Here is a 15,765-nt window from a genome sequence, read left to right on the forward strand (position 1 = left end):
AGGGAGCGCGTCCTGACAGAAGATGAGCCTGAGCAGCGTCTGCCATCAGCTCAGTCCGGGCAACGCGCCGGTGCTGTCTCCGAACTGATCTGTTTCCACGCCCATGATATTCAGCATCGTGACGTAGAGATTGCACAGCGGCGTGTCGACCGCATAGCGCAGTCGGCGTCCGGGACGAATGGCCCCCTGCGCCCGCCCCGCAAGGATCAGCGGCAGGTCATGATTGTTGTGGGTGCTGCCGCACTTCAGGGTCGAGCCGAACATCAGCATTGAGTTGTCGAGCAGCGATGTCCCTCCTTCATCGAGCTGACGCATCTTCTCGACCAGATACGCAAACTGACCGATGTGCCACGTCCCGATCCGCTCATACGGATCGCGCTTTGCCGGGTCTTCCAAATGATGCGAGAGGGCATGGAAGCCATCTTTCACACCATCGAGGAAGGTGCAGCGCATTCCCGACTGCGCATTCCCAAACATGAACGTGCTGATGCGCGTGGTATCGGTCCAGAAGGCGAGCACCATGAGATCCAGCATCAGCTGCACATGATCTGGTCGCATTTCCGGGATGCCCGGCTCCGGACGTGAGATGTCGAGATGGGCTTCGTTGATCCAGCGTTTCTGAGGGGCCATTGTCGCCTCGATCCGCTGCTCGACAGACCGCACCGACTCCAGGTACTCGTCGAGCTTGGCACGATCCTGATTGCTGATTCTCCGCTCCAGCGCTTTGGCATCGTCACGGACCAGATCGAGTACGCTGGTGTCATCCCGCTGCAGCGCATGAATCACTTCCGGCCGCCGCGGATTGAACCCCGACAGAACCGGGCCCGCACTCGCCGTGCGAAACAGCCGGTCAAAGGCCAGTTGCGGCACAATCTCTTTGGGAACCGGAGTATGCTGGTCGCGCCAGGCGATGTGAGAACCGTAGATCCGCGAGAAGCCACCGCCGATGTTATCGACACCGGTATAAACAGGTTCGACACCGAGCTCGAATGACGGGAGCGGCGTGCGACTGCCAATTTTCTGCGCCAGCACCTGATCGAGCGAGATGCCGCCGACGTCAATATCCCGGCCGGAAGTCCGGATCACGTAACCTCCCGACAGAAAGGCCGGCACTTTGACCCAGTGGCCATTGCGGCCCGTCGTCTTTTCATGCCACAGGTTTTCCAGCAGGACCAGCTCATCTTTGACATTCTTGAGCGGCTGCAGCATGGGTGTCAGCTCCCACTGTTCACTTTCTCCGGGGGGAGTGTAGTGATCGGGAACCACACCATTGGGCATGAACAGAAATGCCGTCCGCAACGGCGGCCGCGTCAGTTGTTCCGTGGAACTGACAGCGGGGGCCATGGACTCCAGCCAGGGGAGAGCCAGGGCGGCCCCCAGTCCCTTGAGGAGATGTCGGCGTGAAATTGGCTGAAACATGCGTGGCTCCCTCAGGCGGGCAGAAACGGGGCACACTCAGGCAGGCGATGATACATTATCGGATTTTGATAACTGAGTTCCACTCAATTCTTCACACGCCCCGGGTTCTCCACTGTCTGACGGAGGAGCGTGACGATCGTTCCGGCACGGAACACGAGCCTTCAGCAGATATTAAGGCCGGTTCACCCCGTCCACAGGTGCTGGCTCCAGCACAGGCGATCCGTCCGCATGCACGAGTTGCTGGCTGCGAAACGGAACACTGAGCACGATTTCCTTGACGAGTTGTCGGGCCCGATAGTCGTTCGCCTGCAGCCGATCGGCGATTCTTTCAATCGTACAGGCATCCTGATCCAGCAAACTTCGCCCCAGGGCGTACCCCAGCAGCTTCTGTGTGAAATGCCGGACATACTGGGGCTGCCGCTTCAGAAGGACACGCTTTAAATCGGCAGGGCCATTGACTGCTTCGCCATCCGGCATCACACCAGAGGAATCAATTGCCTGGCCGCCAGCGGAATCCCGCCATTGGCCGACAAGATCATAATTCTCCAGCGCAAATCCGATCGGATCGATAATGTTGTGACAGGCAGCACACGCGGGCGAATCGCGGTGCGCGAGCAGTTCATCGCGGACAGTCACATTGCTGGTTCTATTCTTCGGCTTGAGCGGAGGAATATCGGGAGGTGGTGACGGCACGGGTGTTCCTAACAATGTCTCCAGCACCCAGGCCCCTCGCAACACCGGACTGGTGCGAGTCGCATTCGATGTCACCAGATGCACAGCCGCCATCCCCAAAACGCCGCTGCGCAGACGTTCCGGATCGGGAACCGGAACAAACTCAGTCCCATCCACATCCTGCAGCTGGTAATAGCGCGCGACATTGGTATTCGCGATGACGTAATCGGCATCAATCAATTCCAGAATGCTGCGATTGTGATCCAGGAGAAACTTCCAGAGATAAACCGGCTGATCTCTCAGGTCCACAATGGCCCGATTGATAATATCCCGATTGGCCGGACGCTCTGGAATGACTCGACGACCGACTTCGCGTGTCCCCAGCCACTGCCCCATGAAATCTTCCATAAACGCCAGCGCATGATCACTGTCGAGCAGCCGGTCCACCTGCTGCATCAACACGTCCTCCCGTTGCAACTTCCCCTCACGGGCGAGTTGCAGCAGCTCTTCATCGGGCATTGTCCCCCACAGGAAGTACGAGAGTCGCGAGGCGAGTTCATAGTCATCCAACGGATGAATGCCGGGTCTCGCGGGAGGCTCCTCGATCCGCATCAGAAATCGGGGAGAGACCAGAATCCCCTTCAGCGCCAGCTTGATCCGCTCGGGATATGGGTCACCCCGCTCTGTCGCTCTGTCATACAGCTTCAGGTACGGTTGCCAGACTTCCTCCGCCACAGGACGTCGAAAGCCCCGCTCAGCGAAGGCGGCGATAATCCGCTGCGCCTCGTCGCGCGTCTCCAGTCCTGATCCCGGTGCGGCTCCCATGATCCGCTGATGGGCCAATTGCTGTTGCGGCGTGAAGTTTCTTTCCGCCTCACGCAACGTCAGCTGCTGGATGACAATTGGCTGCCCCGTCTGCTGATTACGGAACTTCAGCGTGTGCAGTCCACGCGTCAGTTGCAGTTCCGCGGAGATCGACTGCTTTCCCGGGACAACCTGTTGGCTGTTGACCGGCAAATCGTCCACCAGCAATTCGAGCTGCGAGGGAAGCGATTCCCGATTCGTCAGCCGCAGTTGAATAATCGACTTTCCGTTGCGATACAGACTGATCAGAACTCCCGCTTCTGCTCCAGGGGGGAGGAGCAAACCCGCTTCGGACTGCTCCCCGAGTTCACTGACGAACTCCGACGCGGGGAACTCCCGCTGCATCGGCGGAGTGTCGATCGCCGTCTCGAGAATCCGCTGGGCGCTCTCGACATATTTCTCCATCAGCATCGGCGGGAGGTAAAGCGTCTCTCCGTTGTTATCGAATCCCTCGCCCCCGCCTCCATCGGCCGGAAAGGTCTCACTGAAATCGAAGCGGAGTCCGATCAGGTCGCGGATGGTCCGCTCATATTCCCTCAGGTTCAGCCGTCGCGCGACGACAGCGCCGGCATAATCCCCCTGATCGCAGGCGGTGGCCCGCAAAGTGTTATTGATCCAGTGTGCGATCTCCATGCGTTCCTGTTCAGAAGGCTGTACTTCCGATGCGGGGGGCATGGTTCGATTGAACAGCTGCGCGGCGACACTGTTCCAGAGTGTCCGCTTCCCGCCGATCCCCTGTGCAAACTCGGGAGTGAGAAACTGCACATGATTCGAGAGATCATCCGGATGATGGCAATCGCCACAATACTTCACGAGCAGGGGACGAATGCGATCCGGAAAGTAATTCTCCGGTTCCGGTCCGAGTCCCGCCTCCACGCGCGGAGCACCCGCGAGAAGGAAGAACAGAACTCCAGACTTCAGCAGCGTTCTGGACCAGAGCATGGTTCACATCCGAACGTCGAGGCAGGAACGGAAGCAGGCAGGGAGCCACTCGGCAGGTCTCAGAGCATGTTGTCGTTTGCTTGCCCCGTCCTCGCCACGCGGATGTCAGCATTTCACCAGATGACACGCAGGCTCAGCGAGGATTGAAAGTAGCAAACTGCTCACATTCAGTTTAGGAAATGCGTTCGGGCGGCGAAAGTTGGAAGCTGTGCAAGAGAGTGTGCAGCATGATTCGCATTGAAACCGCGAAGGACTCGCGCTCGCGTGACGGGCTCAATCCCGTCGCCACAGCGGAGGGAGGGAGGCCTGACCGGAATATGTGTCCCGGAGACATTCACAGCGATCAGGGCTCCCCCCGACCTCAGCCCCCCAATCTTCCGACCCGCTCCGGCCCAGACGCCGACCACCCCACCCTACCCCGCTGCCCCGGCACACGTCACGCAATGCCCCTTTAAAAGAATCTCCGTGATCTGTCCGATCTCACTGGAGCGTTTTCGCGAAGCGGTCGTCAACTCCACATCAGACAGACACGTGACCCCTCCACAATCGACACAGACAAAGTGCGGGTGGTCATCAGTATGCGAGTCGGTTCCCCGCAACTCGAAACGCCAGACGTGATCCCCCAGTTCCGTCCGCCGAACCAGATTCACGTCGGTCAGATCGTTCAGGTTCCGGAAGATCGTCGTCTTGTCGAACCCCGCCGGGACCAGCCGTTCGGTCAAATCCGCATGCGTCAGCGGAGAAGTCGCCGCCTCCAGTTCAAGCAGCACCGAAATCCGGGCCGGAGTGCTCCTCAAGCCTGCAGCCCGCAGAATCTCGCGGGCCCGATCCACTTGTTCAGGCGAAGAACGACGCGCAGCCATGCAACTCACTCCAGAGAATCCGCACTCAACAACCACAATCCTGTCTCGATTCTAATGCGACTGCGTCAGCGAGACAAATGCAATCCGACTGCAAATCGAGCCGCCTCGCTGCTCCAGCACCGTCAGGACTGGATGACCATCCCCCCCCGTGACATCGAGTAAACGATGGCACGGCCCACCCGCCAGTCAGGGTTCGGCATCGATACTGATAAGAAATGCGTCTCGGGGCTGCGTACAATCAACTCCAATTGGAATACAATGCAGGGATTGGCACTCCCCTTTCAACGCCAGCGCTGGCTGACTGAAAACAGCACTCGAGCCCACGAGATGAAAACATTCCGGATACGGTGATATCGCTCGTCTCCCGCACATCACAAACGATCATTCCCCTGTAGACGAATGCCGTATCGATGCAGATCGAATGCAAGTATGCTGCTGGCCTTCGCAAAGATTCAGCCCACAATGACGTAGTGGAATCATGAAGAACAGAAGCACAGTGACACTCAGCGGAGGACACTCCGACACCGCATATATCAAACTTCCTGGCCATCCTGACCAGCCTCAATACGGCATCGTGACCAAAACGATCCGCCTGGATTCTCTCTTAGAACGTGTTATGAAATTGCGATGAATTGAAAAAACGGCTACTGCTCCCTTGCGAACATCTTGGCAATCCCAGGAAGGAGCCGCAGGCGTGTTGAGGACGAAGTATTCCAGCAATCTCTCGGATGAGCAGTGGCAACTGATCCGGAAATACCTTCCCCAACCTTCCCGTCGGGGGCGTCCTCCCATCGATCGGCGGTGGGTTTTGGATGCCATCTGGTACGTGGTCAGAACCGGTTGCCAATGGAGATTGCTCCTTGGCGATTTTCCCAACTGGAGTACGGTCTATGGCATTTACCGACCATGGGTTCGCAGTGGTCTCTGGGAACAAATTCACCGGCACCTGAGGGAACAGCTCCGCCGGGCTTGGGGAAAGAAAAAACGTCCCAGCGTGGCGATTCTGGACAGTCAGTCCGTGCGGACCGCAGAAGGGGGATTCGAGCGGGGATACGATGGGGCCAAGCAAATCACAGGTCGCAAGCGGCACATTGCCGTCGACACGCTGGGCCTGATCGTGGCCTTGGTCGTGCACGGAGCGTACTGGCAGGATCACGACGGAGCCTGCTTTCTGTTGATGAAGTTGAGGCAGGTCTGTCCCAGATTGAAGGTTTTATTTGCCGACTCAGCCTATGGGCGTAAGGAACTGCCAAAGTGGGTTCGGCAGACATTCGGTTGGGTCTTGCAGGTTGTCCTCAGGCCAGTTGGGCAAAAGAAGTTAGTGGTCTTGCCGAAAAGGTGGGTTGTGGAGCGGACCTTCGCCTGGCTGGCCCGCTATCGACGACACTCCCGAGACTACGAACGAACACCCGAGTCGAGTGAAACGGTGACCGACATCGCCATGATCAACCTGATGAGCAAACGCCTCACTCGGCTTCAAAACTGATTTTTCAAACACGTTCTCAGCCGTCCTCGGGCGCAGATCAATGCCTTGGGGAACCGCACCTCCACCGTTTACGATGCCGCTGGTCAGTCGATCGCCCAGATCAATGAACTCAACAAACGCTACTCGCTCACTTATGATCTGGCGGAGCAACAAATCCAGCAAATCGATCCGCTGAACCGCCGCATTACTTCCACGTACAATGCCGACGGCAACCTGCAGACCCGCCGCGATGCTCGGGGAAATCTCACCACGTATGTCTACGATGCAGGCCATCGCGTGACCCAGCGGCAATATCCCGATGGCTCCCGCTCCACGTTTGTGTACAATGCACTGGGAGCGAGAACAGTCATGGCCAATGCCACCGGTCGCTATACCACGACCTACGATGAGCTGAACCGCAAGCGGTCGGTGACCCAGCCGAGCGGAGCGATTCTGACCTACAGCTACCAAGCGGCTGGCCAGCGGCGACAACTGCAAGCTGCCGGTGCCGGCGTGTTCACCTACTCTTACGATGCGAACCAGCAGCTGACTGTGGTCCGTAATCCCCAGAACGGCCGCACGTCATTCGCTTACGACAACGCAAGTCGCCGTACATTGAAGCAACTGGCCAACGGTACCCGCGCCACCTATAGCTATGATGCTGCCAGCCAGTTGACCGGAATCTCGAACCGCAAATCGACCGGTGACACGATCTCTGGATTCAGCTATCAATACGACAAGGCCGGGAACCGCACGCAGATTCTCACCGCCAGCGGCACCGTGACGACCTGGAGCTACGACAGGACGTATCGGCTCACGGAAGAGCATCGAACCGGAACTGCGACAGAACCGGGTTGGGCTCCATTCACCGCTGATCAATGGGATGCCTTCACAGCTGATCAGTGGAACTTGTTTGGGATAGACGGAAGCTCGCCGGGTAGTTTCCGGAATACATTCACCTACGATGCAGCGGGCAACCGGCTGGTGAAGAATGCCAACGGCGCCCGCACGACGTCGACATTCGATGCGGCCAATCAGACCATCAGCAGCATCGATGGCACAGGGACCACGACCTATACGTTCGATGCTGACGGGAACCAGACGGTGGTGCTCAAGCCCAGCGGCGAACGGACCACGACCACCTGGGACTACGAGAACAAGTCCACGCTCATTCAGCTGCCCAGCGGCTTACGCAACACCATGGCCTACGATCCCGACGGGCTGCGAGTCCGACTGGACGACAGCACCGGGACGAAGAAGTTTATCTACGACGGCCAGGCGTATCTGCTGGAAACCGATGCGGGGAATGTGCTGCAGTGCGCCTACACGCAGGAGCCTGCCACTTACGGCAACCTGCTGAGCGAATATCGGCTGGCCGGCGGAATCTGGACCCCGCGCTGGTATCAGCAGGATGTTCTCGGCAGCACCACCGAACTAACCGACGTCGGCCAGAACATCACCGATACGTTCGAGTACGATGCCTGGGGAGACGTGCTGGTCCGCACGGGCAATACGCCGACACCGTTCGAATGGATCGGCGGCGTGGGCTACTACAAAGACCCCGACACCGGGATCTACTACGTCCGGGCGAGAATCTACCAGCCGACGATCGGAAGATGGTGGAGCGTGGACCCGCTTGGGTTCGTCGATGGCATGAATCTGTACGCGGGACATTTTGTGCCTCAATGGATTGATCCCACGGGGTTGGCGCCCTGGGATCACCACTGGTTTCCCCAAAACCCACGACAACTCGAGAAGCTGCGCAAGCTGTGTGGGTGGTCTAATGCTCAAGAGGTGCAGGACTTCGTCAATCAATTTACGACACGATATGACCCTGGCTGGGGGATTGGATCTGAACATCACACCGTCCACCACAAACTAGGTGGTGGAACGTACATTGACCAAGTAGATGCAATATACGACAACGCTCCAGACTGTTGCTCCGCATTGAAAGGCATCAGATCGCTGATATACCAAGCGACATCGGAATTAAAAATGAGGCCTGGAAATATCGGTCCGGTCCCGTTTCCACACATTGGACCCTATCGTGGAGATCATACCGGTCCGTCGAACTTGGACTTCCTCAATAATGTTATCAATAACATGTGCGCTCCTCCCCCTCCCCCACAGCCACAGCCACAGCCACAGCCACAGCCACATTTTCGACCAATTGGGGCACCGCCATCAAGGGAATCCATAGCAGCTGCCTGTGGAGTGGGAGTAGGCGTGATTACAATCGCAGGAATAGCGGCATGCTCGGACCTTACACTTCCATTTGGAGATATGGCAGGAGCATGCATAATTGTGGGTGCGATAGCAATCAGCCAGCCAGGAAGTACAACCTACTGGGACGGGCCAAATTTTTTTTAATCCTTTCCCTTCTCGGGTTTACAATGCCATACACGAATGAGGAACGAAAAGTATTTTCACGCAATGTAAAGCGAATTGCCCGCTCCGGAATTGACAAAGTGAACTGGGACGTCGATCCGCATAAACCAGGAATGTCAGCGGAGTTTTTCTCAAGATGTTCTTCCGCGGAACGATATGCAGTTTTAATATTTGGGCTCATGCAAGATGTACTTATTGACGGATTGGTGGCATGGATCGGTCAAACTTGGGGGCACTTTTTCGAAGAAACCGTCGCGGCGTGTGAAGACATTGGGGCGCCAAAATACGCGACTTGCCTGCGCCAGTTTGGGATGTTGCTCGACGAACTAAATCAACCGCGAAGCCCGAAGGCATCCCAGGATATTCTGCATGAATATGGACTGACTCGAATAAGAGACATTGACAACACTATGGGAAATCTGTTTTTTGATCCAGAAGAGTGTATTGACATAAAGTTTATGGAATGGTACCGAAAGATTTCAAATGTTGACGACAACTTCGGCTTGCCTGAGTTCGATTCTGAGCAATCCTCCCCGTAGTGTAGTAACGGCCGGGTGCTCCGGTTGAGCGAGAATTGAGTGCCGGGTGCCCGGGTTGAGTGAGTGAGGATTTTGGGTGCCACGGCTCTGTGAGCCGTGCTGTTCGAGCGTCAGGGCAGCGGCTATTTCAATTTCCGTTCGCCTTGATGGATTGTCGTGAAAACTGTTCTTTGGCAACCTGCTTTCAAGTCTTGTTTCGCGGACCCAGAGTCCGCTGAATCGTTCCACGACCTACACGTTCGATGCCGACGGCATCCAGACGGTGGTGCTCAAGCCCAGTGGGCGGGGTGGCACTGTCGGCTGGTGAGGGATATTCGATTCGGAGGGGGTGCCACTGGCTCTGCCAGCGCCGATGTTCGGAGACTGAACCAACAGCGTTCGACGGGAGTCACGCAGTATGCGTCATCGGAAGCAGCGCAAACGATTTCACGAACCGGGCCACCTGCATGGGTTCACATTCTCCTGCGATCAGCGACGACCGCTGTTGACCAATGAAGTTGGGCTGAAGTGGCGGGCGGGAACGTTGACCGAAGCCTGCCGTTTCGAACAGGTCGACCTGGTGGCGTTCGTTTTATGCCGGAACATGTTCATTTCCTGGTCAATCCCCGGACTCCCGACCCTCAGTTGGGGAAATTCCCGACCCGGATCAAGCAACCGTTTTCCAAGCAGGTCAAATCTCAACTCGAACGAAGCAACTCGGCGTGACTCCATGAACTGACGATTCAGGAGCGGCCAGGGAAGACCTGCTTTCGGTTCTGGCAGGCAGGAGCAGGGTCTGACCGGAATCTCTTCTCGGCAGAGGCTCCGGCAGCCTCAGCATTGACAACATTCACAACAACCCCTGCAAACGAGGGCTGTGTGAGAGAGCGATCGACTGGAAATGGTCATCAGCCCGGTTCCATCTGCGACCTGAATCGGAACCAGATGACCCCGACTTGCCGAGCATCCACAGCCTTCGGAAGCACATTCAGAGCCTTCCTTCCATCGGCACTGCCACAGCCAGTGGCACACTTTGAGAGCAACGTCTGCACACGTGAAGCGTGCAGCTAAACAATCTTCATTTCAAGACTCGATTTAACCCCCTCAGGAGCTTGACCCATGGCGACGCTGACTCCCTACAAAGGTCTGGATGTTGTGGAAGGTGCCACCGGAGCAGGGGGCATCGCCCTCACCGATAACTTTAAAGAGCTGGCGGACCGGGCTCCGTATCAATCGGGCTCCAACCCGACCACCGGCAGTGACAGCAGTCAGGGCTTTGCCGTCAATGACCAGTGGTTGAACACCTCCACCGGCGTCACCTGGGTCTGTACAAATGCCTCCGTCGGAGCAGCAGTGTGGAAGTCGTTCTACTCCCGTTCGTCGACCTCACTGAACCTCATTCCCGCGGAAAGCAGCGAAGAGGTGACAGTGGCGGGTAAACTGACCGTCACTGGCACGGGAGACAGCAGCATCGCTGGCAATGTCGGTATCGGCACGACTTCGCCGGGCAACAAGCTGCATGTCTCCAGCAGCACCGGTTCCGCCGATGCCGCCCGGTTCGTCTCGACCAACAGCAATATGAGCGTGTATATTGAAAGTTATCCCACAGGCCAGGCGGTCGCCGGCCTGGTGCTGAGAAATGCCAGCACCGGTGATGCCGATCGGACGATGTTCCTGCGGACGCTCTCGACGCACGGAGCTGCCAACCGGCTGCTGGTCTTACACTATGTCAGCTCAACGCCGGGTGCCCGGGTTGAGTGAGTAAGGATTTTGGGTGCCACGGCTCTGCGAGCCGTGCTGTTCGAGCGTCAGGGCAGCGGCTATTTCAATTTCCGTTCGCCTTGATGGATTGTCGTGAAAACTGTTCTTTGGCAACCTGCTTTCAAGTCTTGTTTCGCGGACCCAGAGTCCGCTGAATCGTTCAACGACCTACACGTTCGATGCCGACGGCATCCAGACGGTGGTGCTCAAGCCCAGTGGGCGGGGTGGCACTGTCGGCTGGTGAGGGGTGATTGGTCCGGAGCGTGTGCCACTGGCTCTGCCAGTGCCGATGTGCAATGACTGAACCAACAGCGTTCGACGGGAGATATTTGACACCTGCCACTGGCGGGGAGGGGTGGGGGGGGAGCATTACGACTTCTGTCTCCAGTTGCAGCGAGCGGGCCAGCGGGTGGCCCAGGAGATGTCGATCTCCATCGACCACTACCCAGCCACACCAACATTGCCGGGTTATCGGGAACGTCGGCTGGACGTGGACCGCTGGCAGCAGTGGTTGCTCGATACGTGGGATCTCGACCAGGTGGTGCAGAACGGTCAGGTAATCATTCAGCGTCATGAACGTTCTCCTGTGCAGAGCTCCTCTGCTTCCAAAAATTCTTCGCTGCAGCCGCTCGTCAAATCCGCCACGTACTTCGAGCATGACCGTCCAGATGTGCTGGAGCTGGTGCCATCGACAGCGCAGCGGGTGCTGGACATCGGTTGCGGTTCCGGCCGATTGGGGGCAGCCCTCCAGCGACGACAGGGAGCCCATGTCACCGGTATCGAACTGAACCCCAAAGCGGCTGCACAGGCCCGACAGTCATTGGACGCAGTGTACGAGCGGCATCTCGAACAAGACCCACTGCCGTTCGAAACAAGCTCGTTCGACTGTGTGATCTGTGCAGAATGTGCTGGAGCATCTGCGCTCGCCGGAGACTCTGCTGCGGCAGATCCGCGAGTGGCTCACGCCGGAAGGTTGTCTGGTCATCAGTCTGCCGAACGTTCGCCATCACAGCGTGGTGCAATCCCTTTTAGCGGGGAACTGGACCTACGAATCAGCCGGACTGCTGGACGATGATCACGTCCGGTTCTTCACCCGCCGCGAGATCGAGAAGCTGCTGTACCGCACCGGGTTCGCGGTTGAGGAGTTGCGGATGGTGCCCGGTGACGGCTATCAGGAATGGCAGCAACAGGGGCAGCCGCAGCAGATCCGCATCGGCGCGCTGACGATGACCACAGCCTCACAGGAGGAAACCGCCGAGTTCTTCGCCTATCAATATCTGACACGTTCGCGGCCCCGGACCGAGCGCCCCTCCGGGCTGACCTCGATCATTCTGGTGACGCACAACCAGTGGGCCTATACGCAGGGCTGTTTGAACAGCCTTCGACAGCGGACTAATGAACCGTATGAGCTGATCGTGGTCGATAACGGCTCGACCGACGGGACACCGGAGTTCCTGAAGCAGGCAGGGATCGACGCGCTGATTCTCAATGCAGACAACTGCGGGTTCCCGGCAGCGGTGAACCAGGGGATTGCCGCTGCGCGGGGTGAGCAGATCCTGCTGCTCAACAATGACACGCTGGTGACTACCGGCTGGCTGCAGCGGCTGCTCGATGTGCTCCAGTTCGATGAAAGAATTGGCCTCGTCGGTCCGGTGACGAACTGCATCAGCGGTGAGCAGCAGATTGCCGTCGCTTACCAACAGCTGGCAGACCTGGACGGATTCGCCTGGGAGTGGGGACAACAGCATGGTCATGAGCTGGTCGCCACCGACCGGCTGGTGGGGTTCTGTCTGCTGATCCGCCGCAGCGTGATCGACAGCATTGGCGGGTTCGATGAGCGGTTCGGGATCGGCAACTTTGAAGATGATGACTTCTGCCGCCGCGCGCTGGCAGCGGGACAGCGGGCGGTGATCGCTCGCGGCGCGTTCGTGCACCACTTCGGCAGCGTGACGTTCCGGGGCAGTGATGTCGACTTCGTCTCTGTGCTCCGCAAGAACCAGCAGCTCTATAAACAGAAGTGGAACGGTTCTCATTCCGAGCACGCAACGTCACTTTCAGAGCACGAAGCGTCAGCGAGTGCTTTTAATCTTCCCGCACCCGCGCGTGCTGGAGAGGGAGGAGAACCACGGAAAACTGGGAATGTGACGGCGGGATTTCTCCCGGCGAGCGGTGGACATCAGTCCGCTGATGAACGTTCCCAGAAAACAAAACCTGAAACATGGAGGAACGCAGAGACGACGCGCGGGCATCATGCCGCGGTTAATGAGAAGTCTCCATCCCCCTCTGCGGTGCCACTTTTTTCTGCAGTCGTTTCCGTCCCTTCCGTGGTTCAAAATTCTCTCGTTCGTCACCCCCGTCCCCCGTTCATCCTCGGCCAGGCGGACGACGGCAGTCTGCAGCTGGAGCCGAACCCGATCCAGCTCTCCGTTTGCCTGATTGTGCGGGACAACGAACGGACCATCGGCCCCTGTCTGGAATCGATTCGTCCCTGGGTCGATGAAATCGTGGTCGTCGATACCGGCTCGACGGATCGCACGCCTGAGATCTGCGCCGAACTGGGAGCGCGGGTGTTTCAGTTCCCCTGGCCGGACAGCTTTGCCGCTGCCCGTAACATCTCGCTCTCCCATGCCCGCGGCGCATGGCTGTTCTGGATGGACTCGGACGACACCATCCCCGCCGACTGCGGCCGCAAGCTGCGCGAACTGGTGCAGGGTCCGCATCCTGACCAGATCCTCGGTTATGTGATGCAGGTGCATTGCCCGGGAAGGGAAGCTCAGGACGTGACCGTGGTCGATCACGTCAAGCTGATTCGCAATCTTCCCGAGCTGGAGTTCGAGTTCCGCATTCATGAGCAGGTGCTGCCCTCGATCCGTCGAGCAGGGGGCGATGTCGGCTGGACTGAGATTTATGTGGTCCACTCGGGAGCCGAACATACTCCCGAGGTGCATGCGAAGAAGCTGGCGCGTGACTTCCGGCTGCTCGAGCTGGAGCTGGCCGACCGCCCCGAGCATCCGTTTACACTGTTTAACCTGGGAATGACTCACGCTGACGCGGGCGACCATGCGCAAGCTATTAATTACCTGCAGTGCTGCCTGGAGGTCTCGCCCCCGCAGGATTCCCACGTCCGCAAGGCGTATGCCCTGCTGCTGGGAAGCCTGATGCAGGCCCGACGATTTGAAGAGGCCTGGACTGCCAGCGAACAGGGCCTGCAGCTCTTTCCCGACGACAAGGAACTGTTGTTCCGCCGAGCCATGCTGCTGCACCAGTTCGGAAGGCTACACGCAGCGAAGCAAACCTACTTACGCATCTTAAATGAACCGGTGGAGCGGCAGTTCTCCAGCGTCGACGTGGGGATCACCGACTACAAAGCCCGGCATAACTTAGCAGTCGTGTATGAAGACTTGGGTCAACTCGACGAGGCTGAGATGCAGTGGCAAATGATCCTGGATCAACACCCCGACTATGCACCGGCAAGGGAAGGACGCAAACGACTCGCCCGGAAGTGCGCCCCGCACTCCGAATCTCCCGCGCCCCCATCCGAGCACGCAGCGTCATTCCCAGAGCACGAAGCGTCAGCGAGTGCTTTTAATCTTCCCGCATCCGCGAGTGCTGTCGAATTCACCCCGTTGGAGATGCTGTGATGTCCCGATTTACCAGCATTGTGATGGAACATTTTCAGGAGCCCCGGAACCGGGGGCCGCTCCCGGACAAAACACACCTCGGCGTTGTCGGCACGCCCGGGGCCGGCCCGTTCTTTGTGCTCAATCTGAAAGTGGAGGATCACAAGATCGCTGCGGCCACGTTCGACTGCAACGCCTGCGGAGCGACGATCGCCAGCGGATCGGTGCTGACGGAATGGCTGATCGGCAAGTCGGTGAAAGAGAGCGCCGCAATGACGGCTGCACAGTTGGCCGACCTCCTCGGCGGCCTGCCTCTGGATAAACAGCATTGTACCGTCAGTGCAGTTCAAGCGTTGCAACAGGCATTCACCCCTGAATTCACCCTGGCGAACTCCTAACTCCTATTTCCTAACTCCTCCCTCAATGACCAATGACCAATCCCTCCCATCGTGCAACCTGCGGGTCTCGACCCCCGACCCGACGACGTTCCTCTGTCGGCACACGCAGGTGCGGGCTCCCGGTCAACGAGTCTCCGCCGAGATCTGTCGTCGGTGCAGTATGCGGGAAGTCCCCTGTCCCCAGCCGCGGGACCTGGAGACACTGGGAAAAATCCCTCCACCAGCCGCCCTCAACCGTGAACAGGCTGCTCCCGCACGGTTCCCGTCTCTGTTGCAGCAAGGCTGGAATCTGGCCAGTTCGCTGGCATCGTTTATTGCGGACGGCGCCCGGACGGTCAGCCCCGAAGAGTATCAACAACGCTTGGAGATCTGTGACACCTGCGAGCTCCGCCACGGCAGCCGCTGCCTGAAATGCGGCTGCCACCTGGCGGTCAAGGCCCAGGGAAAAGCGTTTCACTGCCCAGTGGGGAGATGGGCAACAACCTACCAAACCAATAACAGACAGTAATCATCCTTTGGACCTAGACAGTTCTTTATCTTTTATGTTTGGAGCAAATAATGCAAACAAGTCATACCATTGCATTAAATCGCCACCCAAGATACCTCCAAGTAACCTTTCCTGCCATTCACTTATCTGAACATCCAGACTCACACCTTCTTCAGGGCGACTACATTCTTGAACTAAAATCGACGTCAAATCGACGAGCAACATGGATTTCTGAACTCGATTCCGGCTGTGGTTATAGATACCTAATTGCGGACTTTACAAAACGAGACATGAAATCAGATTTCACCTTGAGATTAATTGGCGAGCAGGGCACAGCCACGTGGAAAGCAAGTGACGTCTCACTAGAA

General features: G+C 57.9%; 12 protein-coding genes and 1 pseudogene. 9 read left to right on the plus strand and 4 right to left on the minus strand.

The features are described from left to right. Window positions 1–45: 45 nt before the first annotated feature. The 3 genes from SH664x_RS17185 to SH664x_RS17195 form a co-directional block, all read right to left on the minus strand. Window positions 46–1,419, minus strand: a complete 1,374-nt coding sequence (locus SH664x_RS17185; protein WP_437202977.1) for a DUF1552 domain-containing protein — start codon at window positions 1,417–1,419, stop codon at window positions 46–48. A 171-nt stretch (window positions 1,420–1,590) separates the two neighbouring features. After that, on the minus strand, window positions 1,591–3,897 hold the full coding sequence (locus SH664x_RS17190) for a DUF1588 domain-containing protein (protein WP_437202979.1): 2,307 nt from the start codon (window positions 3,895–3,897) through the stop codon (window positions 1,591–1,593). Between the two features lie 413 nt (window positions 3,898–4,310). Further along, on the minus strand, window positions 4,311–4,760 hold the full coding sequence (locus tag SH664x_RS17195; protein WP_437202981.1) for a Fur family transcriptional regulator: 450 nt from the start codon (window positions 4,758–4,760) through the stop codon (window positions 4,311–4,313). A 694-nt stretch (window positions 4,761–5,454) separates the two neighbouring features. Between SH664x_RS17195 and SH664x_RS17200 the strand changes: the two genes are divergently transcribed. The 9 genes and pseudogenes from SH664x_RS17200 (at window position 5,455) to SH664x_RS17240 (ending at window position 15,418) form a co-directional block, all read left to right on the plus strand. Continuing rightward, window positions 5,455–6,246 (plus strand): IS5 family transposase, encoded by a 792-nt coding sequence (locus tag SH664x_RS17200; protein ID WP_437202983.1) that lies wholly within the window; start codon window positions 5,455–5,457, stop codon window positions 6,244–6,246. A 45-nt stretch (window positions 6,247–6,291) separates the two neighbouring features. Continuing rightward, window positions 6,292–8,595 (plus strand): RHS repeat domain-containing protein, encoded by a 2,304-nt coding sequence (locus SH664x_RS17205; RefSeq protein WP_437202984.1) that lies wholly within the window; start codon window positions 6,292–6,294, stop codon window positions 8,593–8,595. A 23-nt stretch (window positions 8,596–8,618) separates the two neighbouring features. Then, complete coding sequence (locus SH664x_RS17210; protein ID WP_437202986.1) at window positions 8,619–9,152, plus strand: DMP19 family protein; 534 nt, start codon at window positions 8,619–8,621, stop codon at window positions 9,150–9,152. 1,098 nt (window positions 9,153–10,250) lie between these two features. After that, window positions 10,251–10,892, plus strand: a complete 642-nt coding sequence (locus SH664x_RS17215; RefSeq protein WP_437202988.1) for a hypothetical protein — start codon at window positions 10,251–10,253, stop codon at window positions 10,890–10,892. 421 nt (window positions 10,893–11,313) lie between these two features. After that, entirely contained in the window at window positions 11,314–11,967 is a 654-nt protein-coding gene (locus tag SH664x_RS17220) for a class I SAM-dependent methyltransferase (protein ID WP_437202990.1), read from the plus strand. Further along, window positions 11,855–13,633 (plus strand): annotated as a pseudogene (locus SH664x_RS17225) (glycosyltransferase); the annotation flags it as partial. The gene SH664x_RS17220 and the pseudogene SH664x_RS17225, both read left to right, overlap by 113 nt. Before the next feature lie 3 nt (window positions 13,634–13,636). After that, entirely contained in the window at window positions 13,637–14,533 is an 897-nt protein-coding gene (locus SH664x_RS17230) for a tetratricopeptide repeat protein (RefSeq protein WP_437207257.1), read from the plus strand. Continuing rightward, window positions 14,533–14,910, plus strand: coding sequence for an iron-sulfur cluster assembly scaffold protein (locus SH664x_RS17235; protein WP_437202992.1), 378 nt, complete (start codon window positions 14,533–14,535; stop codon window positions 14,908–14,910). Before SH664x_RS17230 ends, SH664x_RS17235 begins: the two co-directional genes overlap by 1 nt. Before the next feature lie 25 nt (window positions 14,911–14,935). After that, complete coding sequence (locus tag SH664x_RS17240) at window positions 14,936–15,418, plus strand: DUF6171 family protein (protein WP_437202994.1); 483 nt, start codon at window positions 14,936–14,938, stop codon at window positions 15,416–15,418. Here the strand turns inward: SH664x_RS17240 and SH664x_RS17245 are convergent, their stop codons facing one another. Beyond that, window positions 15,419–15,622, minus strand: coding sequence for a hypothetical protein (locus SH664x_RS17245; RefSeq protein WP_437202995.1), 204 nt, complete (start codon window positions 15,620–15,622; stop codon window positions 15,419–15,421). Window positions 15,623–15,765 lie beyond the last annotated feature (143 nt).

Origin of the sequence: Planctomicrobium aquicomposti (assembly GCF_051466325.1) — a bacterium.
Lineage (GTDB): Bacteria > Planctomycetota > Planctomycetia > Planctomycetales > Planctomycetaceae > Planctomicrobium.